14 protein-coding genes are annotated in these 18,293 nt (G+C 70.7%); 9 read left to right on the plus strand and 5 right to left on the minus strand.

Annotated elements, in window-relative coordinates:
- Positions 1–38 precede the first annotated feature (38 nt).
- The 5 genes from ABZX75_RS25020 (at position 39) to ABZX75_RS25040 (ending at position 4,806) form a co-directional block, all read left to right on the plus strand.
- Positions 39–1,103 carry a MupA/Atu3671 family FMN-dependent luciferase-like monooxygenase gene (locus ABZX75_RS25020; RefSeq protein ID WP_355414177.1) on the plus strand — a complete coding sequence of 355 codons (1,065 nt, stop codon included), beginning with the start codon at positions 39–41 and terminating at the stop codon, positions 1,101–1,103.
- Positions 1,100–1,675: a flavin reductase family protein gene (locus ABZX75_RS25025; protein ID WP_355414179.1), complete on the plus strand. Its 576-nt coding sequence runs from the start codon at positions 1,100–1,102 to the stop codon at positions 1,673–1,675. Before ABZX75_RS25020 ends, ABZX75_RS25025 begins: the two co-directional genes overlap by 4 nt.
- Entirely contained in the window at positions 1,672–2,532 is an 861-nt protein-coding gene (locus ABZX75_RS25030) for an ACP S-malonyltransferase (protein WP_355414181.1), read from the plus strand. The genes ABZX75_RS25025 and ABZX75_RS25030 overlap by 4 nt, the downstream gene beginning before the upstream one ends.
- A complete protein-coding gene (locus tag ABZX75_RS25035; RefSeq protein WP_355414183.1) occupies positions 2,529–3,359 on the plus strand; it encodes an alpha/beta fold hydrolase in 831 nt (276 codons plus the stop codon). The genes ABZX75_RS25030 and ABZX75_RS25035 overlap by 4 nt, the downstream gene beginning before the upstream one ends.
- 1,270 nt (positions 3,360–4,629) lie before the next feature.
- Positions 4,630–4,806 (plus strand): hypothetical protein, encoded by a 177-nt coding sequence (locus ABZX75_RS25040; protein ID WP_355414185.1) that lies wholly within the window; start codon positions 4,630–4,632, stop codon positions 4,804–4,806.
- Between the two features lie 305 nt (positions 4,807–5,111).
- Here the strand turns inward: ABZX75_RS25040 and abc-f are convergent, their stop codons facing one another.
- The 3 genes from abc-f to ABZX75_RS25055 form a co-directional block, all read right to left on the minus strand.
- Positions 5,112–6,806 (minus strand): ribosomal protection-like ABC-F family protein, encoded by a 1,695-nt coding sequence (gene abc-f / locus ABZX75_RS25045; RefSeq protein WP_355414187.1) that lies wholly within the window; start codon positions 6,804–6,806, stop codon positions 5,112–5,114.
- 710 nt (positions 6,807–7,516) lie between these two features.
- Positions 7,517–8,116 (minus strand): pyridoxamine 5'-phosphate oxidase family protein, encoded by a 600-nt coding sequence (locus tag ABZX75_RS25050; RefSeq protein WP_355414189.1) that lies wholly within the window; start codon positions 8,114–8,116, stop codon positions 7,517–7,519.
- Between the two features lie 944 nt (positions 8,117–9,060).
- On the minus strand, positions 9,061–9,300 hold the full coding sequence (locus ABZX75_RS25055) for a hypothetical protein (RefSeq protein ID WP_355414191.1): 240 nt from the start codon (positions 9,298–9,300) through the stop codon (positions 9,061–9,063).
- Between the two features lie 656 nt (positions 9,301–9,956).
- On the opposite strand from ABZX75_RS25055, the gene ABZX75_RS25060 reads away from it, so the two are divergent.
- The 3 genes from ABZX75_RS25060 to fabV all read left to right on the plus strand — a co-directional run bounded on the left by ABZX75_RS25060 (position 9,957) and on the right by fabV (position 13,505).
- Entirely contained in the window at positions 9,957–10,937 is a 981-nt protein-coding gene (locus ABZX75_RS25060; protein WP_355414193.1) for a hypothetical protein, read from the plus strand.
- 622 nt (positions 10,938–11,559) lie between these two features.
- On the plus strand, positions 11,560–11,856 hold the full coding sequence (locus tag ABZX75_RS25065) for a hypothetical protein (RefSeq protein WP_355414195.1): 297 nt from the start codon (positions 11,560–11,562) through the stop codon (positions 11,854–11,856).
- Between the two features lie 440 nt (positions 11,857–12,296).
- The gene (gene fabV, locus ABZX75_RS25070; RefSeq protein ID WP_355414197.1) at positions 12,297–13,505 is read left to right on the plus strand and encodes an enoyl-[acyl-carrier-protein] reductase FabV; all 1,209 of its coding nucleotides are present in this window, start codon (positions 12,297–12,299) and stop codon (positions 13,503–13,505) included.
- 1,378 nt (positions 13,506–14,883) lie between these two features.
- Here the strand turns inward: fabV and ABZX75_RS25075 are convergent.
- Entirely contained in the window at positions 14,884–15,192 is a 309-nt protein-coding gene (locus ABZX75_RS25075; protein ID WP_355414199.1) for a hypothetical protein, read from the minus strand.
- Between the two features lie 276 nt (positions 15,193–15,468).
- On the opposite strand from ABZX75_RS25075, the gene ABZX75_RS25080 reads away from it, so the two are divergent.
- On the plus strand, positions 15,469–15,843 hold the full coding sequence (locus tag ABZX75_RS25080) for a DUF4440 domain-containing protein (protein ID WP_355414273.1): 375 nt from the start codon (positions 15,469–15,471) through the stop codon (positions 15,841–15,843).
- A 204-nt stretch (positions 15,844–16,047) separates the two neighbouring features.
- Here the strand turns inward: ABZX75_RS25080 and ABZX75_RS25085 are convergent, their stop codons facing one another.
- Positions 16,048–18,195: a helix-turn-helix transcriptional regulator gene (locus tag ABZX75_RS25085; RefSeq protein ID WP_355414201.1), complete on the minus strand. Its 2,148-nt coding sequence runs from the start codon at positions 18,193–18,195 to the stop codon at positions 16,048–16,050.
- Between the last annotated feature and the right edge of the window lie 98 nt (positions 18,196–18,293).

Here is an 18,293-nt window from a genome sequence, read left to right on the forward strand (position 1 = left end):
CGCCCGGCTCCCACCCGACACCCGAACGACACAGAGAGATGCACGTGGACTTCAGCCTGTTCTACTTCGGCAACGACAGCACGTCCCCACAGGACTCCGGCAACCGCTACGACCTGGTCCTCGAAGGCGCCCGGTTCGCGGATGCCCACGACTTCACCGCGGTGTGGACCCCCGAGCGGCACTTCCACCCCTTCGGCGGCCTCTACCCCAACCCGGCGGTGACCGGCGCCGCGATCGCTGCCGTCACCAGCCGCGTCGCGATCCGGGCGGGCAGCGTCGTCGCCCCCCTGCACCACCCGCTGCGCATCGCCGAGGAGTGGGCGGTCGTCGACAACATCTCGGCCGGCCGGGTCGGCCTCGCCTTCGCGTCCGGCTGGCACGCCACCGACTTCGCCCTGCGCCCCGAGTCCTACGAGAACCGCCGCGAGGTACTGCTGGACGCCGTCCACCAGGTACGGGACCTGTGGCGAGGCGAGGAGGCGCAGGTCCTGGACGGCACCGGCAGCCCGCGCACGGTCCGCTCCTACCCGCGCCCCGTCCAGCGGGAGCTGCCCGTCTGGATCACCAGCGCCGGGGGCATCGAGACGTTCCGCAACGCGGGCACGCTCGGCGCCGGCGTACTGACCCACCTCCTCGGCCAGGACATGGACGAGCTCAGCGCGAAGATCGCCGCGTACCGGGAGGCGTACGCCGCCCGCCCGGACGCCGCACCCGGCGACCGGGGCCACGTGGTGGTCATGGTGCACACCTACCTCGACGAGGACGAGGACCGGGCCCGGGAATTGGTACGGGAGCCCCTCACCGCCTACCTGCGCACCTCGGTGGGGCTGCTGCTCGGCTCACAGGCCCACGGCAGCGCCCGCACGATTGACCCGGCGAAACTGCGTGACAGGGACCTGGACTTCCTCGCCCAGCGCGCCTTCGACCGGTACTACGAGGACGGCGGCTTGCTCGGCAGCCTCCCCAAGGCCGCCGCGGTGGTCGAGCGGCTGGTGGACCTCGGCGCGGACGAGGTGGCCTGCCTCATCGACTTCGGGCTCCCGGCCAAGACCGTGCTCGACGGCCTGCACCAGCTCGACGCGCTGCGAAGGGCGAGCTCGTGACGGCCGAGGGCCCGCCGCCCGCGGGTCAGGCCCCGGGCGGGGGCGTAGGCCTCGCGGAGGACGCCGCCACGGCGCGCCGACGGTTCCGGCGGACGGCCGGTCGGTTCGCCACCGGCGTCACGGTGGTCACCACGCACGCCGACGGGCAGCCGCACGGCACCACCGTCAACTCCTTCACGACCGTGTCCATGGACCCCTTCATGGTCATGGTGTCGCTCGGCCGGGGATCGCGGCTGCACGACCGGATCCTGGACTCGTGGACCTTCTGCGTCAGCGTGCTCGCCGCAGACCAGGAAGCCGACGCGACCTGGTTCGCCGACCGCTCGCGGCCCTCCGGCGCTGAGGCGTTCGCCGACAGGCCCTGGCGGGCGGCTCCCCGCTCGGGCGCGCCGATCCTGCTCGACGGCGTGGCGTACTTCGACTGCACCGTGGCCGACGCCCGTCCGGCCGGCGATCACACCCTGCTGCTGGGCCGGGTGGAGTCCTTCGCCGTCCTGTCGGACCGGCCCGCCCTGGTGTTCGCCGACAGCCGTTTCGTCCCGCAGGCCGCCCACCAGGAGGAACACCCGTGACCCGTGTCTTCATGTTTCCCGGCCAGGGGACCCAGCGCCCCGGGATGGGCCGCGCCCTGCTGGACCGCTACCCGGACCGGGTCGCGGAGGCCGACGAGTTGCTCGGCCGGTCGGTCCGCACCCTGTGCCTGGACACCCCGGCGGAGGAGCTGTCACGGACGGAGCTCACCCAGCCCGCCGTGTATGTGGTGAACGCCCTGGCCTACCGGGCGGTGCGCGAGGAGGCTCCGGAGCCCGACGTGGCGATCGGGCACAGCCTGGGGGAGTACAACGCCCTGCACGCCGCCGGGGTGTTCGGCTTCGCCGAAGGACTGCGCCTGGTGCTCGCCCGCGCGCGGGCCATGGCCCGCATCACGGACGGCGGGATGGCCGCCGTCGTGGGCATGGACGAGGCCGTCATCCGGCTGCTGCTGCGCCGCGCCGGCCTGGAGGCCGTCGAGGTCGCCAACCACAACACCGCGGATCAGACGATCATCGCGGGCCCGCTGGCGAAACTGGAGACGGCCCGCTCGATGCTGCAGGCGTCCGGCGCCAAGGCCGTACGCCGGCTCGAGGTCAGCGGGCCCTTCCACACCCGGCACATGACACCGGCCGCCGACGAGTTCCGGCCGGCCGCGACCGGGGCCGCCCTGCGCGCCCCGCGCTTCCCGGTCATCGCCAACCGCACCGCCCTGCCCTATCCGGCGGCCGGGACGGCCGAGGTGCTCACCGAGCAGATCGACCATCCCGTGCTGTGGCGCCAGACCGTGGAGGGACTGCTCGCGGCCGACCCGGCGGCGGATTTCCATGAGATGGGCGACAGCCAGGTGCTGACCCGGCTGCTGAAGGCCGTCCGATCCGAAGGAGCGAAGAAATGAGCGGGCCGACCCAGGAACGGGAGCGGGAGCACGGGCCGGAACGGGGCCGCGGCCGGGTGCCGGCGGTGATCCGGCCGCGCCCGGTGGACGACCCGGAACTGCGGCTCTTCGTCTTCCACCACGCGGGAGGCTCGCACCTGGCGTACACCGGGTGGGCCGAGCACTTCCCGACCGGCTGGGACGTGTGTCTGCTGGAGGCGCCCGGCCGCGGCCCGTTGAGCGGCGTGGCACCTGTCCGGACGGCGGTCGGCCTGGCCGGGTACCTGCTGGAGGACCTGGCCCCCTGGCTGGACGGAGCACCGTTCGCCTTCTTCGGGCACAGCATGGGCGCGCTCGTCGCCTACGAGCTGGCCCGGCAGCTGGCGGAGCGGGGCATGGCGGAACCGGTGTGGCTGGGCGTCTCCGCCTGCGAGTCGCCGTTCGGGGAGGACGCGGCGGCCGGGGAGCCGATGCACGCCATGGACTCCACCCGGTTGCGGACGGCACTGGCCGCGATGGGCGGCCTGCCGGCGGCGGTCGTCCAGGACGACGACCTGTGGGCGCTGTACGAGCCCAGGGTCCGCGCCGACTTCGCGGTGGTGGAGAGCTGGCAGCCGCGCCCGGAGGCCTCGGCGCGGATCACCGTGCCGCTCTCGCTCTTCGGCGGCGAGGAGGACCACGTCGTGGACCGGGAGGCCCTCACCGGGTGGGAGCGCGGCGCCGACGAGGTGCTGGGGGTGCACCTCTACCCCGGTGCGCACTTCTACTGGGACGGCCAGGTCCCCCTGGTGGCCGAACAGATCGCCCAGGAGATCGACACGGCGGCGCCGGGCCTGCTGGCCTGGTGAGCCGCCCGCGGGCCCGACCCGGGGGTCCGACCCCGAACCCCGTCCGGGTCCAGGTCGGGGCCCCGGCGAGGGACCGGGCGCTCGTCCGCTCCGGACGCCGTCGGACGGCCGCACCGTCGCACCGGCCTCCTGGGCTGCAAAGAGACGGCCGACCAAGCCGGTGGACGATCGTGTCGCGGCCGCGGTACCGGCGCCCGCAGCGCAGCCTCGTCCAGCACCTGCCGCTCGGCATCCTTCAGGGTCCGGGAGCCTGCACAGGCCCGGAACTCGTTCCAGCGGTCGAAAACGGCCTGCGGATCGCTGGAGAACAAGCCGCCGCCGGCCGCTTCCACGTCCACCGCCGTGTCTTCGTCGATGATGACCAGGCGGTGGTTGAGATTGGCTGTGCGCATGACGCGCCACCTCCAGAGTCAAGTGATGGGTCGGAAGGAGGAGGCCGGAAACGGCCGCCGGGCGGCCTGTCGACGGTGAGAGGCAGCAGGCTGCACGCACCGACGATGTCGTCCGCCCCCCTCCTTACGCGGGAAGTGCTCGGCCCGGCCACGGCGCGGCGCACCCGGAGCACCGCTCCTCAGGCAGCCGGCCGTGACCGGGGCGGCCGGGCCCGCGGGAGGCCGCACCACCGAGTGAACCCGCCACCCCTACGGCCGGCCTCGGTCCACCACCCCAAAGCTCCGCCACCGCTTTGCGCCGGCAGCCACACGGAGCAGGCCGCCCCCGGGCAGACGCGTCATGCGGCGGGTCGTCGACGGACTCGGCCCGAAGAGTCAGGGCTATCTGGTGCTGATGGGCGAACTCCTGGCGGCTGTATTCGTACAGGGCGATCGTCAGAAGGGGCAGATACGCCAACGGGCTCGCCTGGACGAGAACACGATAGGCAGAGACCTGTTGCCGGATCGGCAGTGTCTCCGATCCGAGGAGGGCCACCCGCGCCCGCAGTACCGCGTCGTGATTGATGTTCGCCGTGCGATTCATGAGGGAGATTCTGGAATCCGCACGGGCTCCCCAACAAGGCTGTTCCGCTGTGCCCTTCATCCTACGAAAAAGCCTTCTGACCTGTCATGATGGATACGTATTCCCCCCCCGTGACCACTGCCCCTGACCATCCCTCAGTCGCCGCGAGCGCCTGAGGGGATGTGGGCCGTTCCGTCCGCTCCACCCCGCCGCCCAGGAGCCCGGGGGGCGCCTCCGTACGGCGCGGTAGCCGATCGGTGTCTGGCGGCGGAATATGGGGGCAGACGAGTCTCACCTCTTCTGAAGGAGTCGCTCTATGCTGGGTATTGCCGCTGCGGTGTTGTTCTTCATCGCGTTCCTGATCAACGCCGCTGAGATCGCGACGAACAGCGTGTTCTCGTCAGGGAACGTGATGATCCTGGGCCTGATGCTTCTGGCTTTGCATGTGGCGGGGGTCGGTAGCGGCTGGGCGGGCCGAGCCCGTAGACGCTGACGGTTTCCGCCGAGGGGCGGATCGGCCCGCCGGTGCGGTACTCAGGGTGCACAGCCGCTCCGCCAACGCGTTCGAGCCGTACGGGAAGGGGCGCGATGTCCTCACCCCGTACGGCTGGCGCGCCTCGGGTGATCCGGTCGGCCGGGCCGGCGCTGCGCGCGGGAGCCATCGCTGATGGGTACCGGCCTGAAGGCATTCAAGGAGGCGGCCCCCCAAGACGGTGCAGCCCCGGGGCGCGCGCCTGTGTGAGCCCTGAACCCGGAGATCCGCAGGTCCGGCCGGGCCAGGGTCATGGCCCCGCAGGGTCAGCACCTGCGGCCGCCGCGCAGCTCCAGCCGCTGCCCCGGGAACCGCTCGCGGAAGCCGCGGTCGTGCGAGACCGCGACCACCGCTCCCGGGTACGCCGCGAGCGCCGCCTCCAGGTCCTCGACCAGGTCGAGCGCGACGTGGTTCGTCGGCTCGTCGAGTACGAGAAGATCCGCGGGCCGGGTCACCAGGCTCGCGATCTGCAGCCGCCGCCGCTGCCCTGCGGACAGCGCCGCGACCGGCACGTGCAGGTCCTCCTCCCGGAACAGGCCGAGCGCCAGTAGCTGCTCGGCGTACTCCTCCGGCAGCCCCGGCAGCCCCGGCCGCCCGGCCGCGAAGGCGGCGAGCAGCGGGAGCCGCGTGGAACGCGCGGGCAGCTCCTGCGGCAGGTACCCGATCCGGGCAAGGCGCCGTACCGTGCCCGCATCCGGCTCCAGGTCGCCCGCCAGGACGCGCAGCAGCGTGGTCTTGCCCGCCCCGTTCTCGCCCGTGACCAGCAGCCGCTGCCCGGGCGCGATCGACAGCAGTCCGTACAGACGCAGCCGATCGCCGACCGCTACGCCGTCGAGCTCGGCAAGGGGGTAGCCCGTGCTCGAGCGAAGCCGAGAGCTCGGGGAAAGGCGGTCGACAGGATGCCCGCCGCCCGCCGCCGACAGCGCCGCCGTGAACCGCAGCGGTTCCGGCGGCGCCGCCACCGGGTTGCGCTGCAGGTGGGCCAGGCGCTCCCGGACCGCCCGCACCTGCCCGCCGAGCTTTGCCTCGTGCGAGCGGCGGTGCTTGCCGAAGCCCTGCCGCGGGTCCTTGCCGGTGGTGGCCAGCCGCTTCCCAGCGGCCTCGAGCAGCTCCTCGGTACGGGCCACCTCCTGAAGCCAGTCCGCGTACTCCTGCTCCGCGCGGCGTCGGGCGGCGGCCTTCGCGGCACGGTAGCCGGCCCAGCCGTCGCCGTACCGGTGCACCGTGCGCGCATCCCGGTCGACCTCGAGGATCGTGGTGGCGATGCGCTCCAGGAAGCCGCGGTCGTGGGTGACCGCGACGACGGTGCCGCGGTGCGCGCGCAGATGCTCCTCGAGCCAGCGCACGGCCGCCGCGTCGAGGTGGTTCGTCGGCTCGTCGAGGAGCAGCAGCTCGGGGGCGGCGGCCAGCACGCAGGCGAGCGCGAGCCGCGACTGCTCCCCTCCGGAGAGCGAGCCGAGCGCGCGATCGCGGGTGGTCCCGGCGAGCCCGAGCCCGTGCATGGCGGCGTCGACGCGGGCGTCCGCCTCGTATCCGCCGCGTTCCTCGTACGCGAGCAGCAGCTCGCCGTACGCGGCGAGCTCGTCCCCCGATGCCTCGCCAAGGCGCTCCTCCGCCGCGCGCAGCCGGCGCTCCATGTCGCGCAGTTCGGTGAGGGCGAGGTCGACAGCGTCCCGCACGGTGGAGTCCGGGTCGAGGTCGAGGGTCTGGGCGAGGTGGCCGGTGCCGCCGGGGAAGCTGACGGTGATCTCCCCGGCGTCCGGAACCTCGGCTGCGGCGAGCAGCCGCAGCAGGGTGGACTTGCCGGAGCCGTTCTCGCCGATGACGGCGGCCTTCTCGCCCGGGCGGACGGTGAAGGAGACCTGGTCGAGGACGGTCCGGGTGCCGTAGGACTTGGTGACGTCCTTGACGGACAGCTGCGCAACGGCAACGGGCACAGCGGTATGGGCGCGTTCGCGCATGTGACTTTCCCTGTGATGCGAAGTGTCTACGGGCAGCAGAAACGGCGGCATTGGCCGTGCCCGGACTCAGAGGAAGTAGAAGAAAGTCACGCGTTCACCATAACAAAACGATGCGTCTCGTCCCTACTCGTTTGTCTCGCGAAGTCCGCGCACCCGCGCCCGTTCCTACGGATACGACCCCGGCGTCGCGCGTCACGAGCGCCCGGTACAGCGAGGCAACCGGCGGGTGCTTGCCGTCGGGGTGGTGGTGCCCGAACCAGGCCCGGCCGGCTGTCGATCCAGGGCCGTGGCAGCGGAGCTCCACGTTTAGTGCCGCGCTCCCTGTTCTCGGTCGGCTACCGAACTTGATTGGGTGAGGTCGGGGTCATTTGCCTGGGAGGACCGCGCGGGAGCGGTTCCGGTTGCAGGCCGTAGAACGCTTCGTGGACGGGGAGAAGAACAGGGAGATCGCGGCCGGGCTCCGGGTGCCCCCGACCGGCGTTTCTCCTCCCGCCGGGGCAGCTCGTAGTAGGGACTGTCCGGCCTCGTCGTGGATCAACTCGGCGCTGGCTTCACCGAACGCGAGAGCGGTCACCGGGGCGTCTGCTCCTCGCCACTCGCGGACACAACCCGCACCAGATCCAGCCGAACGCGATTCCGGGCAACGACAGCGAAGGCGATCACGTGCCCGTCATCGACGGTTGACCGTGTGCCGCGTCGCCGATGGGGTGTCAGTGGCCCTGCGGCGGCGGCAGCGGCGGCAGCGGAAGGGGCAGCCCCGGCAAGCCGTCGATGCTGGTCGCGATGTGCTCCTTCTTTTGGAAATACGCGTCGAGCGAGTCGTCGGTCTCGCGCGCGAAACGCGACGCGTGCAGCGAGCGGTCCTCGTCGTAGGTCATGAAGGGGACGGCGTATCCGCACGTGTCGCGGACACTCTCGGCGGACACGACGATGATCGCACGCAGTCCGTGCGGGGTCGGGTTGATGCCCGGGAAGTGCTTGAGCAGGCTGGCCCAGCGCGGGTCGTCGCGGAAGACCGGTTCTCCACGGCCATGCACGCGGACGATGTTGGGCGGCCCGTCGAAGGCGCACCACATCAGCGTAATGCGACCGTTCTCCCGGAGGTGGGCGATCGTCTCCGCATTGCTGCCGGCGAAGTCGAGGTAGGCCACGGTGAGCTCGTCGAGTACGGCGAACGAACCGGCCAGGCCCTTCGGCGACAGATTGACGGTGCCGTCACCGGCCAGCGGAGCCGTCGCCGTGAAGAAGATGTGCTGCGCTTCGATGAAGGCGCGAAGCCGGCCCTCTATCCGTTCGTAGCTCTTTCCCACGGACCAAATTATGGACGAGCAGTGATCCTTCCCCGCAACCAGGGGCGGTACCACCACCTCAGGGCCGATCAAGACCCAGGGCGCCTCCAATCAACCCCGATCCCACAAGTCTTGACTATTGCTCCACGGCCGTTGCGAACAGCGGGAGAGCAGGATGAACGGTCCGATTGGGAGCCCGCATGTGGTTCGGAGCCGCGGTGTGTCCAGGCGGGATGCCGGCATGGTGTTCCTGGTTCCCCGGCGGTGTGGTCCTTCCCGTGTGCCTGCGCTCGCCAATGGTTCGTGTCAACCGGTGAGCGGTAAGGCGCGGTCCACGGAATCGTTGATCGCTTCTGTTCCCGAACAGTACGAAGCTGCCCGTTTCCTCCCTTGGCCGGGTGACTTCGACGTGGACCGCGGCGACCATGTCGAGGAAGTCCACCTCGCCTCGGGCGGCGCGCTCGATGGTTTCGCCGGGGCGGCGCCGGGGGCACGTACTTCTTCTGCGGTGAAGGCGGTGAGGAACGTCCGGTCCTGTATGCCGACTGAGAAGGAGGTGCGGCGCTGGTTGCGATCGGCCTGCCCGAGCTCCTGCGGCTGCTGCTGGTCGCCCCGTGATGGCGCGCCGCCCAAGCGTTCACGGACGAGGAAAGTCGCTCGCTCGCGGCCGAGTACCTGGAGGACATGCGGGACCTCGTGGCCCGAAGAGGCCGTGCCGCCGCAGCCCTCGCCCTCGACCTTCCGGACCAGGCAGACGTCCTGGCCCGCTTGCGGGAGGCGGCTGTTGGGGTGGGAGAGAACTTCGTCGTCATCTTCACGCCCCGTCGCCGGACTGCCCCGCCTGCGCACCCTCGCCGCCTGTCGCGGCACGCTGGCCGCCCCCCCTGGGGATCGCCGAGCTCACCGGACTGGAGTTCCTCGAACTCGGTCCGAAGGAATGGTCTCCGCGGCCACTCCCGTAGCCGCTACAGAGCGAGGCCGAGACCGGCTCCGGCCCCGACGGCGAGGGCCCCCTTGCCCCCGACACTGACACCGACGCCGAGACCGAGCCCAACCCCGAGGCCGATCCCGAGGCCGTCCGCCTCGGCGACGCTGGCACGACTCGCTTGGGTGCCCGAGCGGTCGGCGGCTGTGGCGGTCCCGCCGGCTCCCATGGCCAGGAGCGCTGCGATCGTGGCTCCCATTGCGACGGCACGGATGCGCATGATGATTCCCCTCAATTGCGATTGGGTGATTGCCGCACGATCACACTTTTGGGCTTCCCGATTCGGTTCGGCCCGTGCGACGCACCGCGTATCCACCCGATCGGATGCTCGGGGGCGCCCTCGGCGGGTGGTGAGGATCGTGCCCCATCCTCACCGGCCGCTCGCGCGCGGCGCGGGCACGGCGGCGAGCGCCGGAAGCGCTGGAGGTCACGGGCTCCCGCGCCGCCATGGGGCATCTCCAGTCTGCGGACTGCTCGGGCCCGCCCATCGCTGCGCGGCAGGCGGCTCAGGGCAAGACCCAGGGGGATCACCGTGTACGCACACAGCACTGCGAACCCGGCCCACCACGGAAGCCGGAAGTACCCGGCGGAGGGCGCGTAGTGGGCGACGCCCTGCGGATGTTCGGTGCCGGGTCTGCCGGGTCTGCCGGGTCTGCCGGGCGGCGAAGCCGGCGGCCGGAGTGACCCGTAGCAGCCACTGGGACAGGCCGTCGGGCAGGAGCGGGACGGCAGTCACGGCGTACGGGACCGCGATGGCCGAGACGGCGACGAGGATCGCGAGCCAGGCGCGGCGCAGCACGGCGCCGAGGGTGAGAGCGAGCACGGCCGCGTGCGAGCACTGCGGCACTACCGACCACGACCCGTACTCCTGTGAGCGTGGACACCTCGATGGCGGGCATCTCGTTCGCCTTCAGGATCACCAGGCCGAACGGGATCACGGTTCCCACGGCGAGGAGACCGGTCAGGAACGTGACGACTCCGACGACGGTCGCCTTCGCTGCGAGCACCTGGCGGGTGACCGGTGCGCCGCCCGCGGGTTCGCGGCGGTACTCGGCTGTGGCGAACCGCACCGCGACCACAAGCACGATGAGCAGGGCGACGGTCAGGCCGGTGAGCGTGCGCTCCACGGGACGGCCGCCCTCGGTCCCAGTCAGCCCGATGTCGCCGGTGCCGGTGCCGGTGGCGGTGATCGTGCCGTTGGTCTCGACCACCGTCTCGGATGCCTTGTGGTGCTTCGCCCAGTCGGTGCGGTTCATCTCGCCCATGGCCTCGCTGCTCCAGCCCCGGGGGGAGGCTGTGCCCTTCAGGCTGACGTGGTCGAAGACGCCGCCGGCCTGTGTGAAGCGACAGCCACCGCGGCGACTCTGCCGAGACTCCACCGGCGTGGCCAGCGATGTCATGGCGGTAGTGGTACTGCATCCGCACGCCGTGGCTGCAGGTGAGCATCAGCGCCGCGTAGGAGGACCCTTGACGGACACCGTCCTTGATGATGTGGTCACACCCTCAGTCGGCTGCCCGACCCGCTGTTCACCCCTCCTCTCCGCCATCTTCCTCGTCAGGGTGGACCGTGGCCGGGTCGCGCAGGGCCCGCAGGCTCTCGCGCGGCGGGCCGGCGGCGAAGCCCTAGCGGCCCGGGAGTTGAGGTCGGTGTGCTTGAGCGGGGAGACCCGGGCCACCACCCGTGAAGGCTCCGTATCGACCGACGACTCGAAGAAGCCTTCGCCCGCGGCGCCGACCCAGCCGAGCCACTGCACCTCGCGCTCGTGTTCGGCATCGACGAGAAGGCCGCTGTCCGCTACGCGGACGGACTCGGCCCGGGGGCTGCTGGAAGGGGCCGCTGAACAGCAGCTTCGATGAATCCGGTCGACCGGACGCTCCCGGGAGGGAATCACGGGCACGTGACGTCGCCGGAGCAGCGGCAAGTGACCTGCAGGACCATGCCGCCCTCTGGAGCACGGGAGAAAACCGTGCCTGCGATGTCGTCAGTGCCGCCTGTGACGCGCTCGTCGCCGGACTCGACAGCCCCGGACTTCGGATCCTGACCGCCTGCACACGCGCCGAGGCGGACTACCCTGACCGAACGGCTCGCCGAGCTCCAGGACGAATACGACATCCTCGAATACGGCGACAGAACAGTGACGCAGGTCGATGCCGAGGTCATGGCCGAAGCCCGCCGCCTCGCAGCCCGCCCCCGCATTCCGGCCGAACCCACGGACACACCGAGCTGACGCACACGCACTGGCCCGGGAGTTCCCCCTGAACGAGCTTCACTTTCGCTGAACCCGCGGAGCTCAACGTGTGCGGGACCAGCGGCCACAAGCAGCACCGGGCGGTTGCGACCCGGTATGACAAGCCCGCCGTCCGCTTCGAGGCGACCATCCTGATCGTGGCGATCCACCAGTGCTGTGAACCACCGGCCGACCGCCACGCCGTGCCATGCTGGCCACCGGATCCTGCAGCACGCGAAAGGGAGAGTCCAGTGGCCGCCAGGTACTACTGCGCCGACAGCGAGAACGGCGACCACATCGAGGACCCGTCCGAGGACGCCCTGTTCATGCTGATCGACGACCTGAACGACACGGACAACACCTTCGTCGTCATCCAGCCCGACCAGGACGATCCCGCCTGGTTCGCCTCCGTCACCGTCCTGGACAACGGCGGATACGAGATCGTCCGCCGCGACACCACCCGCCGCGAACACGACGTCGTCGTGCAGACCAGCACCGACCACATCGCGGGCGACCTCACCAAATGGCTGGCCGCCCGCACCTCCTGAAAACGACCCAAGGGCGCGCGTCACCGGCCGATGAAGTGCTGTCCCCGAACTCCTCGAAGACATCTTCAGCCTGCCGTTAGTGACCTGAGTCATTGGTGCGTCGATAGGAGCTGGCGCGGCATTGGAGGATCTGGTCGGCGATCTTGTGCCATCCGTAGGACCCGGGGTCGCGGTGACGCATGCGCAACTCGACGACGCCGAATAGAGGTATATCGAGACGTTCCTGCCGGTCGGCAGGTTCGGTCCTACCCCGCGGGATGGGACTTGGGTGCATCCAGCTGCCCTCGTTAGAGCTAGTGGGAAACCCTCCAAGCCCGGCTGGACATCGTTGTGCCGGTCAAGATCACCGCGTTCATCCGCATGGCCGCAGACTTTGCAGGACGGGGTGGCCGAGGCGGCCGCCGCATCCTGGTCCGTGACGACACCTGGGACACCACACCGTGAGCGAACGCGTCATTGCGCCCAAGAGCCGGGGCTTCCTCTTCCTCGACTCCCATCCTCGCGGCTGCCGACAGCTCGTGGACGAGATGTGGCAGGCCGTCCCTGCCCCGCTCACCGCCGGGGGCGAAGGGCCGGTGGCTCTGGTCATCGGCTCGTCCGCCGGGTATGGCCTGGCCGCTACGATCGCGGGCCTGGCCCGTGTCGGTATCCGTGGCATCGGCGTGTGCTTCGAGAAGGCGCCCGCGCGGCGCACTGGCACGGCCGGCTGGTATCGCACCGCCGCCACTGCCCGGCTCGCCCAACAGCACGGGCGGGACATGGTCTTCCTCAATGGTGATGCGTTCAGCGACACGGTGAAGGAGCAGGTTGCCGACCTCCTCGCCGAGCGGTTCGGGGGACGGCTCGACTTCCTGATCTACTCGGTGGCCTCGCCTCGCCGCACCGACCCGGACACCGGCAACGTGTATGCCTCGGCCCTCAAGCCGATCGGCTCGCCGTACACCACCAAGACCCTCGTCTTCGACGAGTACGGCGCCCCGGAGGTGAAGGAGGTCACCACCGCGCCGGCCGAGGGCGACGACATCGAGCAGACCGTGGCGGTGATGGGCGGCACCGACTGGGAACGGTGGATCACGTTTCTGGCTGACCGGTCCCTGCTCGCCGACGGCTTCACCACCGCCGCCCTGTCCTACATCGGCTCGCCGCTCACCGCGGCGATCTACCGGCAGGGCACCATCGGCGCCGCAAAGGCCCATCTGGAAGCCACCGCACGCACGTTGGACGAGCGCCTCGGCAAGACCCTGGGCGGCCGGGCCGTGACCTCGGTCAACGCTGCTGCCGTCACCCAGTCCTCCACTGCCATCCCCGGCATCGCCCTGTACGTCGGGCTGCTGCGCGGCGTCCTCGGCGACGCCATGGTGGCCCCGATCGGTCAACTGGTGGAGCTGTGGGACCAGCTGACCGGCGCCCGCCCCCTCGACCTCGACGACGAGGGCCGGGTCCGCCTCGACACCTGGGAACTCGACCCCGCCGTGCAGAACGCCGTCGCCGAACGCTGGAGCACCGCCACCAGCGACACCATCACCGAACTCGCCGACCTCGACTGGTTCAGCGACGAAGTCCGCCGCCTCTACGGCTTCTCTGTCCCCGGCGTCGACTACACCGCCGCCGTCGGAACTGACGTCCCCTGGCCCCCTCTCACCACCTGACCCGTGCCACGAACGCCACCGATCGCGTCGTAAGGCGAGGTCGCGGCGCGAGCCCTAGAAGGTCCGCCAGATCCTCGACACCGTCGACCGCGACATGTCAGCCCGCCGGGTCACCGAACTGGCCGACCGCGGCAACCCCTGCGGCTCCGCCTCGGCACAGCCCAGCACATTCCGGTCCCACAACTCCACCAGTTGGGGCGAGGATTGGGCTCCTAACCCATCCACCCAGCACCTGACGCTCATGGTCGGACAACACCAGCTCAGCCGACCGCGGCAAATGGCCCCCTGATGCTGTGTCACCGCGCCTTTTTGGGGCAGGCGCGTTGCATGACTGGAGAGAAGCGTCCGCGGTTACGGGATGTCAACCGGCTGGTGGGACCGACCCTGCCTGCCTTCCAGAGGGCGGTGCTGGAGTCGGTGCTGCGCCGTCATGAAGCGAAGCCGGGTACGGAGACTGAGAGGAGGCGGCGGTGAGCTGGTCGACGGTAGCAGGTCCGGTGTGGTTGCACGTGGTGGTGATGGCGGTTGCACTTCTGGTGTTGGTCTACAACCTGGCCAGGGATGGTAGGTAGCCATAGGTTGCCCGACACTTGGACGTAAGGGATGCGGAACGAGGTACTCGCCCCGAGCCCGACATCAACCGGATGCGAGGCCAACAGGGCGAGCGGTGCCGTCGATCATTGGGCCGAACAGGAAAAGACCCGACGTGGTGATGTGGTGACGTGAGATTTCCGGCGTACCCGTCCCCTTCCATCCCCTTCCGTCCCGTGCGGGAGCCAGGACTGCACCTTTGATTTCCGGCGGCTTCCTCCCCTCATGCCTTCGACAGAGCAGGAATCGGCCTCGCAGGCTGCGCACATGACCTACGGAATCGAGCCCCGCCCCGTTCGGTGAGCGCCCAGGAAGAGCGTGACGTGCTCACCCTCCCCCCGCCTTGTACGACTACGCCCTGCGCCTGCTGCGTGAGTCAGCCGACGTGGTCCCGCCCCGGCGCGGTTATTTCCTGCCCGGCCATCCGCGCTCCGGGACTTTCGACGCCGGCGCCAGCTGCTTGCCGGTCGCGACGCGCGCGTGCCGCTCACGGCTCGCGGGAGACACCGTGCACAAGCGGTCTTGCCGTGTCGGGGTTTCGAGCGGCTGCGGGGCATGCGATGAATGAGGCCCGTAACCCTTCCCGCACCGGAGCAACTCCTAGTCATCCTGGTCCTTCTGGTCCGTCCCCTTGAAGCCGCCGCGCCTCGGCTATGTGCCGGCGGGCGGCCAGGGGGCCGAAGAATGTCCGTCGCTTCCATCGTCCACGCCCGGTCCGAGGCGTCGATCGGTGACCGAGCCCGCCGGGCCTGCCACTGGCCGGCTCTAGAGGAGGACCGGACCCGGTCTAAACGTCATGTCCGTGAGCGGCGAGCCACCGGTGGACCGCCGCCTTGTCGGCCACACTGATGCGTACCGGTCCGTCGGGAGTGGGACCCTCGTCCTCGTTGAATGCCGTATCGGTGACCCGGGCGGTCACCCAGTCGGCGAGTTCCCGGGCGGCTTCGGAGGACAGGCGACGCCGGCCCCAGTCACGTCTGGCCTCCTCGGCGGTGGGCGAGCTGTTGCGTGCGGCCTCTGCCAGCCACGCCGGCACGAGCCGTTCGACCACCTGCTCGTCGGCCGATGGTGAGGGGGTTCTCGGGGATTCGGTCATGGTGACAGAGTGACCGGCCGGTCGGGCCGCCATGCGTTTCCCCGACCATTCGGCCGTGTCACGCCTGCCTACGTCCCCCACCTGGGCGCCTCGTGCAGCCGGCAGCCGGCAGCCGGCAGCCGCTCCCGCCGAGGCCGGGTCGCCGGAACGGCCCGGGCTGGACCGCGTACGGCGACCTTGCCGACGAGGCGGCAGGGGACGATGATCAGGCGCGAGGCGTTTCCACCGTGGAAGGGATCCCCCGTGTCCGATGTCAAGGCCGAGCTCGACCAGTTGATGCGCGCCTTCCTCGGCGCGTTCACCAACACCGGTGGCGGTCGGCCGAACCTCGGCGCCGTCCGTGAGGTGTTCATCCCACAAGGAATGATCATCAAGAACGGCCTCGGGGGCGAACCGGTGATCTACGACCTCGACGCGTTCATCGAACCCCGGGAGAGAATCCTCACCGATGGGACGCTGACGGAGTTCTCCGAATGGGAGGTCGCCGAGCGGACCGAGGTCTTCGGGTCGATCGCGCACCGGTTCAGCGAATACCGCAAGTCCGGTGTCCTCGACGGCGAGTGGTTCGAGGGCTCCGGCCGCAAGACCACCCAGTTCGTCCGGACGCCGGCCGGTTGGCGGATGAGCTCGATGGCGTGGGATGACGTGTAGGGCCTGGGATGACGTGTCGCTTCCGCTCGCCCTTGCGATAGCGCTCCACCGATCGCCGGCTGACCCCGAGTTCCTCGGCCACGGCCTTGGTCGACTTCGGCTTCCACCCGGAAGCCGATCCGGGCTTGGAGGCCCTTGGGCGGCTGACGGATGAAGACCGCGCGGCCCGCGCGCTCCAGGGCGTCTTCGATGTCGCCCACCGCCCTACTCCCCTTCGTCCAGGACCGCGTCGCCGCCCTTGATGTGACGGGCGGGGTTCAGACCCTTTTCCATCAGGTCCACGGCCCAGGCCATCTCCTGCACGCCTTCGACCTTCGCCAGGCCCGGGGCGGGGCCGAGGCGGAAGGAGCCGGGGAGCGGCTTGCCGGAGGTGGTGTAGGGCAGGAAGTCCAGCGGAGAGGGTCCGGGGCTGGCGTAGACGACGCAGTCGGACAGCACCCCGAGCGGGTACTGGCCGGTCGCCTTCGCGACGTGGGCCATCTTGCGGTGCATGTTCACCCGCGCCTTGGAGATGACCGCGGCCCGGATGTCGGGGCGCCAGGTCGGGCGCTCCAAGGCGGGCCACCGCTCGCCGTCGCGGTAGTGGCGGCCCTGCGGGCGCTCGCGGAGCTTGCCGACACCGCCCTTCACCGTCGACTTGATCGCCGTGAGGACGGCCGCCATGGCGGGGTCGTTCTGCTTGTGCCGCTCCATCGCCGCGAGGAACTGCTGGTCGTCCAGGTCCGCGTGCACGCCGAGGTCGGCCATCGTGTCGACGTACGCCGTCTTGAGACGGTCGTGCCACGGGTCCAGGTACGCCCCGGTCTCCCGCCGCAGGAACGCCTCGATCGGCTGGACCTCGAAGCCGAGCTCCTCGGCGTAGGCGACGGTGTGGGTCTGGTACCAGGCCGGCCCTGCCGGGCGCAGGCCGGACGGTGTGAACGGCGAGGGGAGCCGCGGGTCCAGCTCGACGGGGGAGAGGTCCACCAGCCAGCTGCCGGGGATCTTCTTGTTGAACCGGGGGCGGTGGAAGTGGTCGGGGCCGGAGAGACCCACGACCAGGCGGGCGGCGGCCGCGAGGAACGCGACGTTGAGGTCCAGGCCGATCGCGTACGGCCGCAGGCACTCCTCATCGGAGAGCAACTGCGGGTCACGGACCCACTGGTACGCCTCCTCGTCGAGGAAGCCGCCCGTCCAGCCCTGCGCGACCGGATGCTCGCTGGGGGCCTCCGGTGGCGCCGGGTCGACCGGTTCGGTGCCGAGAGAGCCGGGGTTGTGGCCGGACACCCACGTGCCGGACGTCTCGTCCTTGACGGCGCGGGTCGGCGGACGCAGCGCCGTCATCAGCTCCAGGCCCGAGACAGCGGTGGAGCCGCGCGGGGTGATCACCCGCCGCGCGTAGACCCCGAGGACGCGCGCGATGTCCTCCGGCGGCAGCTCGGCCATCCCGGGCCAGGCCCGGGTGTCGAGCGCCTCCCACGGCAGGATCGCCAGCTGTACGCACTGACGCTGCCCGGCCTGCGCCGGGCGGTAGACCCGCGCCCACGGCCCGAAGCCGCGCTGCGTCAGTTTCCACTTCGCCTTCGTGATCTGCTTGACGACCGGGTGGTCCTCCTCCAGCCGCAGCGAACGGCGGGCCTCCGGGCCTTCCAGGCGCTCGGGCAGCCCGAACCGTACGGCCGCCGACGCGGTCAGCACGATCAGCGGGTCGGAGTCCTTGCCGTTGCGGTGCAGGCGCGGCGCCCCGAGCCCGGACTCCTTGAGGGTCCAGTCGACCAGCTGCGGAATGGTGGTTGCCGGGCACTCCAGCACGATCCCGTCCACGCCGTACGCGATGCCGTCACCGTCCAGCACCGCAAGCGGCCCGTGCTGGTGGGGAGGGGTGGCGATGCCGGGCACGACCCGCTTCGCGGCCGGGCGCCGCGATGACGCCGCGGGCCTGGCCGCGGGCGCGCTCTGCACGAGGGGAACCGTCGCGGCGGCGGGCGCGACTGCGGGGGCGGCGGGCGCCGGCTGCGCCACGGGCCGTGCGGACGTCTCCCGGACCGGGACGGGGACGGGGACCGGTGGGGGGACAGGGGCCGGTGCGGGGACGGGGGCCGGTACGGGTCCGGACGCGGTCGGCGCCGGGTACCTCTCGGCCCAGCCCTCCAAGAGCCGCAGGTACGCCTGAAGTCGGGGCGGCCTCGGTTCGCTGCGGCCGTTCTCCCAGTTCTTCACCGTCTGCGGGCTCGACTTCAGGGCCTGGGCCAGTTTGGTCTGGGAGACACCGGCCGCCTCACGCAGCCGGGCCCGCTCGGCGGGGGACGGCAACTTCGGCTCGCCTTGCAGCAGCGCGTCCACCGCGTCGAACAACTCTTCCTGGCTCGGCATTTGCTGCACCTCCACCCCGGACAGTAACAGCATTTAACCCCGGATTGGTCTTCGGATTTAACCCTTTTGGACGCTTGCGCTTCGGGCGGGCAGCGGTG

It is taken from the genome of Streptomyces sp. NPDC003038, assembly GCF_040611115.1.
Taxonomy (GTDB): Bacteria; Actinomycetota; Actinomycetes; order Streptomycetales; family Streptomycetaceae; genus Streptomyces.